Below are 3,965 nucleotides of genomic sequence, written 5' to 3' on the forward strand. Positions count from 1 at the left end.
ATCCTTTGACTGGAGTTGAACGCAATGGACATCAATCGTCGCATCTTCAAGCCGCTTGCGAGCCTTGCCATGTTTGCTGCCATGGTGAGCTGTTTCTTGGCGGCGCCGGCGCGGGCCGAGGAGGTCAAGGCCGGCGATCTCGTCATCAGCCAGGCCTGGAGCCGCGCGACGCCGCGCGGCGCCAAGACCGGTGGCGGCTTTCTCACCATCGAGAACAAGGGCAGTGCGCCCGACCGCCTGGTTGCCGTGTCCGGCGATTTCGCCGACAAGATCGAGGTGCACGAGATGGCGGTCAAGAACGGCGTCATGACCATGCGCGCGGTTGAGAACGGCCTGACCATCGAGCCCGGCAAGACCGTCACGCTCGCGCCGGGCGGCTACCACCTGATGATGCTTGACCTGAAGGCGCCGCTGAAGCAGGGCGACAAGCTGCCGGTCACGCTGCAATTCGAGAAGGCGGGCACCGTCGTGGTCACGCTTGATGTCCAGGGCGTCGGCGCCAAGGGGCCCGCCGCCGAAGGCGGAAAGATGGACATGAAGATGGATGGCATGAAGAAGATGTGAAGGACGCCGCCGCTTATTTCGCGCGCTCCTTCAGGAACGCGATGAGATCGGCGCGATCCCCTGCCTTGTCGACGCTGAAGTACATTTTTGAGCCGGGAACGAGGACTTCCGGGTCGGCCAGCCATTTGTCGAGATTGGCTTCGGTCCAGACGATGCCAGCGTTCTTCAGCGCTTCCGAATAGTCGAAGCCCGCAACGGTGCCGGCAGCGCGGCCGACCACGCCGCGGTGCATGGGGCCGATCTGGTTCTTGTCGAATGAGTGACAGGCCTGGCAGTCGCGATAGAGGGCTTCGCCGCGCGCGGCGTCACCAGCCGCCTCGGCGGTTGCGGTTGCCACTGTTGCGACCAGCAGGGCGGCCAGTCCGCGATGCGCCAGATGGGTTGCGGTTTGGAAGGCGGATGCCTTGACGGCGCTGGGCGATTTGCTGTCCATGAATTCCCCAAAACCTTGACTTCGGATCGGCTCAGGGATGAGCAGAGGACGCGGCGGTTTATTCCCGGGTCGCTTCCCCGGGCGTTTCCGTAGCCGCTGGTCCGGGTCAAAAATTGCAGAAGAAATCTGGGCTTAGGCCCTTTCCTTCAGCTTCGCCTTGTGTTTTTCCCGGCAATCCGCTTTCACTGCCCCAAACACCCCATCGATTCCTCGTCCGAGCCCCGTCCCATGCGACTGTCCCGGTTTTTCCTGCCCATCCTCAAAGAGAATCCCAAGGAGGCCGAGATCGTCTCGCACCGCCTGATGCTGCGCGCCGGCATGCTGCGGCAGGAGGCGGCGGGCATCTATGCCTGGCTGCCGCTGCGCTTTCGCGTGCTGAAGAAGATCGAGCAGATCGTGCGCGAGGAGCAGGACCGCTCGGGCGCGCTGGAGCTCTTGATGCCGACCCTGCAGCTTGCCGATCTCTGGCGCGAGAGCGGGCGCTATGACGCCTACGGTCCGGAGATGCTGCGGATATCAGACCGCCACAAGCGCGAGCTTCTCTACGGGCCGACCAACGAGGAGATGATCACCGAGATCTTCCGCGCCTATGTGAAATCGTACCGGAGCCTGCCGCTCAATCTCTACCACATCCAGTGGAAGTTTCGCGACGAGCAGCGTCCGCGCTTCGGCGTGATGCGCGGCCGCGAATTTCTGATGAAGGATGCCTATTCCTTCGATCTCGACGAGGCCGGCGCGCGGCGCGCCTACAACAAGATGTTCGTCGCCTACTTGCGCACCTTCGCCCGCATGGGCCTGAAGGCCATTCCGATGCGCGCCGAGACCGGGCCAATCGGCGGCGACCTCAGCCACGAGTTCATCGTGCTAGCCGAGACCGGCGAGTCCGGCGTCTATTGCGACCGCAGGGTGCTCGACCTGCCGATCCCCGCCGAGGACGTCGACTATGACGGCGATCTGACGCCGATCATCAAGCAGTGGACTTCGGTTTACGCCGCCACCGAGGACGTCCACGATGCCGCGCGCTTCGAGCAGGAGGTATCGGCCGAGCACAGGGTCCATACCCGGGGCATCGAGGTCGGTCAGATCTTCTATTTCGGAACCAAATATTCCGATGCAATGAAGGCCATGGTCGCCGGGCCCGACGGGGCCGAGGTGCCGATCCATGGCGGCTCCTACGGCGTCGGGGTCTCGCGGCTGGTCGGCGCGATTATCGAGGCCTGCCATGACGAGGCCGGCATCAAATGGCCGGAGGCGGTCGCCCCATTCACGGCCGTGATCCTCAACCTGAAACAGGGGGCCGATGATACCGACGCGGCGTGCGAAAAACTTTATCGTGAGTTGTCGGCGAGGGGCGTCGATGTGTTGTATGACGATACCGACCAGCGCGCCGGTGCCAAGTTTGCCGCTGCCGACCTGATCGGCATTCCCTGGCAGATCATGGTCGGGCCAAAAGGGCTCGCCGAGGGCAAGGTGGAGATCAAGCGGCGCAGCGACGGCATGCGTGAGACCCTGTCGCCGGCGGACACGATCGCGCGGCTGGCCGGCGCGTAGCGAGCATCGGATCCGTCAGACTCTGGGTTTATCCACCGAGCGCACCCGAAGAGGCGGCCAGAACGGCCACATTTGGCCCCGAATCATGGGATTATCGGACGATGGATGGCACCATGAACGAGCACGTCGAAACCGCGCCCTTCTCGGCCTATGAATGGATGCTGTCGGGGCGCTATCTTCGCGCGCGACGCCGGGAAGGGTTCATCTCCGTCATTGCCGGTTTCTCCTTTCTCGGAATCATGCTGGGGGTCGCAACCCTCATCATCGTGATGGCCGTCATGAACGGCTTTCGCAAGGAGCTCCTGGACAAGATCCTCGGGCTCAACGGGCATCTCCTCGTGCAGCCGCTGGAATCGCCGCTGACAGACTGGAAGGACGTCGCCGACCGCATCAGCCAGGTGCAGGGCATCCGGCTGGCTGCGCCGGTCGTGGACGGCCAGGCACTGGCGTCCTCGCCGTTCAATGCCTCGGGCGTGCTGGTGCGCGGCATCAGGTCGGATGATCTCAACAACCTCACCTCGATCGCCAAGAACGTCAAGCAGGGCACGCTCGACGGCTTCGATAGCGGGCAGGGCGTCGCCATCGGGCGACGGCTTGCCGACCAGCTCTCGCTGCATGCCGGCGACAGCCTCACGCTGGTCTCGCCGAAAGGCGCGGTCACGCCGATGGGCATGACGCCGCGCATCAAGCCTTACAAGGTGGCGGCAGTATTCGAGATCGGGATGTCCGAATACGACAGCGGCATGGTGTTCATGCCGCTCTCCGAGGCGCAGGGCTATTTCAACCGCAACAGTGACGTCACCGCGATCGAGGTCTTCACCACCAATCCGGACCGCATCGACGTGTTCCGCAAGGCAGTGACGGAGGCAGCGGGCCGGCCGGTGTTTTTGGTCGACTGGCGGCAGCGCAACTCGACCTTCTTCAACGCGCTGCAGATCGAGCGCAACGTGATGTTCCTGATCCTGATGCTGATCGTGCTGGTCGCGGCCCTCAACATCGTCTCGGGCCTGATCATGCTGGTGAAGGACAAGGGCAGCGACATCGCCATCCTTCGCACCATCGGCGCCACGCAGGGCTCGATCATGCGCGTGTTCCTGATTACCGGTGCCTCGATCGGCGTGGTCGGGACCATCGTCGGCTTCGTCGTCGGCACCCTGATCTGCCTGAACATCGAATCGATCCGCCGCTTCATCTCGTGGCTGACCAACACCGAATTGTTCTCGCCGGAGCTCTATTTCCTGTCGAAATTGCCGGCTGAGATGGATTTCGGCGAAACCTTCGCAGTGCTGCTGATGGCGTTGACGCTGTCGTTCCTGGCGACGCTGTATCCGTCGTGGCGGGCGGCGCGGCTCGATCCGGTGGATGCGCTTCGCTATGAGTGAGGCCATGACCGATCTCGGCGTGCAACCGGACACCG

General features: G+C 63.4%; 4 protein-coding genes. 3 read left to right on the forward strand and 1 reads right to left on the reverse strand.

From position 1 onward, the window contains the following. Positions 1-69: 69 nt before the first annotated feature. The gene (locus tag JOZ76_RS27995) at positions 70-564 is read left to right on the forward strand and encodes a copper chaperone PCu(A)C (RefSeq protein ID WP_291704185.1); all 495 of its coding nucleotides are present in this window, start codon (positions 70-72) and stop codon (positions 562-564) included. Between the two features lie 13 nt (positions 565-577). Here the strand turns inward: JOZ76_RS27995 and JOZ76_RS28000 are convergent, their stop codons facing one another. Then, entirely contained in the window at positions 578-997 is a 420-nt protein-coding gene (locus tag JOZ76_RS28000; protein WP_291704180.1) for a c-type cytochrome, read from the reverse strand. 228 nt (positions 998-1,225) lie between these two features. Here JOZ76_RS28000 and proS point away from each other — a divergent pair, with 228 nt between their 5' ends. Continuing rightward, the gene (gene proS, locus JOZ76_RS28005; RefSeq protein WP_291704182.1) at positions 1,226-2,548 is read left to right on the forward strand and encodes a proline--tRNA ligase; all 1,323 of its coding nucleotides are present in this window, start codon (positions 1,226-1,228) and stop codon (positions 2,546-2,548) included. A 101-nt stretch (positions 2,549-2,649) separates the two neighbouring features. Next, positions 2,650-3,930 (forward strand): lipoprotein-releasing ABC transporter permease subunit, encoded by a 1,281-nt coding sequence (locus JOZ76_RS28010; protein WP_291704184.1) that lies wholly within the window; start codon positions 2,650-2,652, stop codon positions 3,928-3,930. The last annotated feature ends 35 nt before the right edge of the window (positions 3,931-3,965 follow it).

Source organism: Bradyrhizobium sp., from assembly GCF_019244115.1.
Lineage (GTDB): Bacteria > Pseudomonadota > Alphaproteobacteria > Rhizobiales > Xanthobacteraceae > Bradyrhizobium.